The sequence below is a fragment of the Nioella sp. genome, assembly GCF_964229645.1.
Lineage (GTDB): Bacteria > Pseudomonadota > Alphaproteobacteria > Rhodobacterales > Rhodobacteraceae > Nioella.
Genome location: NZ_CAXREX010000206.1, coordinates 1 through 2,507, shown reverse-complemented (window position 1 = coordinate 2,507; position 2,507 = coordinate 1). Strand labels below are relative to the sequence as shown.

Here is a 2,507-nt window from a genome sequence, read left to right as displayed (position 1 = left end):
GCCGGGTGCGGGGGATGCGCAGGACATGGCCGGTCCAGTTGAAGACCTCCGCTGTCAGCATGCCGTCGGGCCTGCCATCGACGAAGTAAAGCTCCAGCGACCGGCCTGCCGTCATCCCTGTGCCTCGTAGCGGCCCGATTTGCCACCCTCTTTCAGCAGCAGGCGGATGCCGGTGATCTCCATCGCCTTATCGACCGCCTTGACCATGTCATAGACGGTGAGCGCGGCGGTCGAGACGGCGGTGAGCGCCTCCATCTCCACCCCGGTCTGACCGCCCGTCTTGACCGTGGCGGCGATGCGGATGCCGGGCAGATCGGGCGCCGGTTCCAGTTCCAGCGCGACCTTGGTGATGGGCAGCGGATGGCAAAGCGGGATGAGCTCTGCGGTTTTCTTGGCCCCCATGATGCCCGCCAGCCGCGCCACGCCCAGCACATCACCCTTCTGGGCGGTGCCATCGGTGATCATGGCCAGCGTTTCGGGTGTCATCTTGACGAAGCCTTCGGCCACTGCGACGCGCGCGGTGACGGGCTTCTGAGAGACATCGACCATATGGGCCTGCCCCTCGGCATCGAAATGGGTGAGCCCGGCCATCACATCGCCCCGCGCAGCGGGTTGGCCAGCAGGCGCCTCGTGGCCTCTTCCACGTCGTCCTGGCGCATCAGGCTTTCCCCGATCAGGAAGGAGCGTGCGCCGTAGCGGGCGATCTCGGCCAGGTCTTCGGGCGTGTTCAGCCCCGATTCAGAGACCACCATCCGGTCACCGGGAATGCGCCGCACCAGCCGCTTGGTCACGTCGAGCGAGGTGACGAAGGTGTTGAGGTCGCGGTTGTTGATGCCGATCATGCGCGATTTGAGGTCGAGCGCGCGCTCCAGGTCGGCCTCGTCATGCACCTCGATCAGCGCATCCATCCCCCAACGGGTGGCCGCGTCCTCCAGCTCTTCGGCCTGCGCGTCAGACACGCTGGCCATGATGATCAGGATGCAATCGGCCCCGAGTGCGCGGGCCTCGGCCACCTGGTAGGTGTCGTAGAGGAAGTCCTTGCGCAGCACCGGCAGCGAGACGGCGGCGCGGGCCGCCACGAGATAGTCATCGGCACCCTGGAACGAGGGCGTGTCGGTCAGCACCGACAAGCAGGTCGCGCCGCCGGCCTCGTAGGCGCGGGCCAGCGCGGGGGGATCGAAATCGGCGCGGATGAGCCCTTTCGACGGGCTCGCCTTCTTGACCTCTGCAATGAGCCCGTAGCCCTCGCGCGCGGCAACCGACAGGGCCTGTGCAAAGGGGCGCACGGGGCTGGCCTCTGCGGCCGCCTCTTCCACGGCCGCCAGCGGGCGCGCGGACTTGCGCGCGGCCACGTCTTCCAGCTTGTAGGCCTTAATCTTGTCGAGAATGCTCGTCGTCATGTCTGTCCCGGGTCCGTCCAGTTGATGGGCGTCAGCCCTTGTGTTTGTAACCAGTTATTCGCCCGAGAGAAGGGGCGCGAGCCAAAAAAGCCCCGATGGGCCGAAAGCGGCGAGGGATGGGGCGTTTCGATCTTGAGATTGGCATCCCCCGGCACGCGCGACGCGGCCTTCTGTGCGGGCTTGCCCCACAGCAGGTAGGCACGCGGGGTGCCATCAGCCGACAGAAGGTCCAGCACCTGGCCCGTCAGCGCCTGCCAGCCGAGCTTTGCATGGCCATTGGCCGCTCCTGCAGGCACGGTCAGCACGGTGTTGAGCAGGAGCACCCCCTGCCGGGCCCAGAAGCGCAGATCGGCATTGGGCGGGCAAGACCCGAGATCGGCCTGCATTTCCCTGTAGATATTGGCCAAGGAGCGGGGCAGGGGCGACACCCCGGGCTCTGCCGAGAAAGCCAGCCCATGCGCATGGCCGGGCGTGGGATAGGGATCCTGGCCCAGAATGACGACGCGGGTGGCCTTGGGCGGGCAGGCTTCCAGCGCGGCAAAGACACGCTCGGGCGCAGGGAGCCATGGGCGGGGATCGGCCGCAAGCGCCGCGTCGAGGCGGCGCAGGTCTTGCGCGAAGAAGGGCAGGGCGGCCCAGGGGCCGAGCCTTGAGATGTCGAGCAGCATGGGACAGGGCCTATCGCGTGGGGCCGGGCGGGAACAAGGGTTTTCGAAAATCCTTGTCTTGCGCTGCGTCGATGCAGCACCCCCCGCCCATCAGGCCGCCGAGGTGATCCGGGCCAGGGTTTCCACGGCCTTGAGCGCTGCACCGGAGTCGATGCTTCGCGCCGCCTTCTCCACCCCGTCGGGCAGTGCGGCCACCGCGCCCGCCACCAGAAGCGCGGCAGCGGAATTCAACAGCACCGCGTCCCGGTAAGCCCCGCCTTCGCCGTTCAGAAGCGCCCGGAAGGCCACGCCGTTTTCTGCCGGGGTTCCGCCAAGGATCGCTTCGAACGGATGGGTGGGCAGCCCCGCGTCGGCGGGGGTGATCTCGAAATCCTCGACCGCGCCATCCTTGAGCGCGGCAACCGCAGACGGCCCGGCAATGGACAGCTCGTCGGTGCCG

At 67.7% G+C, this 2,507-nt stretch carries 3 protein-coding genes and 1 pseudogene; all 4 read right to left on the bottom strand.

Annotation, left to right across the window (positions count from 1 at the left end):
* Positions 1-111: 111 nt before the first annotated feature.
* Positions 112-591: a cyclic pyranopterin monophosphate synthase MoaC gene (moaC, locus tag ACEQXV_RS13845; protein WP_370255055.1), complete on the bottom strand. Its 480-nt coding sequence runs from the start codon at positions 589-591 to the stop codon at positions 112-114.
* Positions 591-1,400: an indole-3-glycerol phosphate synthase TrpC gene (gene trpC, locus ACEQXV_RS13840; protein WP_370269692.1), complete on the bottom strand. Its 810-nt coding sequence runs from the start codon at positions 1,398-1,400 to the stop codon at positions 591-593. Before trpC ends, moaC begins: the two co-directional genes overlap by 1 nt.
* Positions 1,397-2,068, bottom strand: a complete 672-nt coding sequence (locus ACEQXV_RS13835; protein ID WP_370269691.1) for a uracil-DNA glycosylase — start codon at positions 2,066-2,068, stop codon at positions 1,397-1,399. Before ACEQXV_RS13835 ends, trpC begins: the two co-directional genes overlap by 4 nt.
* Positions 2,069-2,158: 90 nt before the next feature.
* Positions 2,159-2,507: pseudogene (locus tag ACEQXV_RS13830) on the bottom strand (anthranilate phosphoribosyltransferase); the annotation flags it as partial.

Bases quoted from the DNA above. Each gene is read 5' to 3' on its own strand.
- moaC (WP_370255055.1), bottom strand. From the start codon at position 591: ATGGCCGGGCTCACCCATTTCGATGCCGAGGGGCAGGCCCATATGGTC.
- trpC (WP_370269692.1), bottom strand. From the start codon at position 1,400: ATGACGACGAGCATTCTCGACAAGATTAAGGCCTACAAGCTGGAAGAC.
- ACEQXV_RS13835 (WP_370269691.1), bottom strand. From the start codon at position 2,068: ATGCTGCTCGACATCTCAAGGCTCGGCCCCTGGGCCGCCCTGCCCTTC.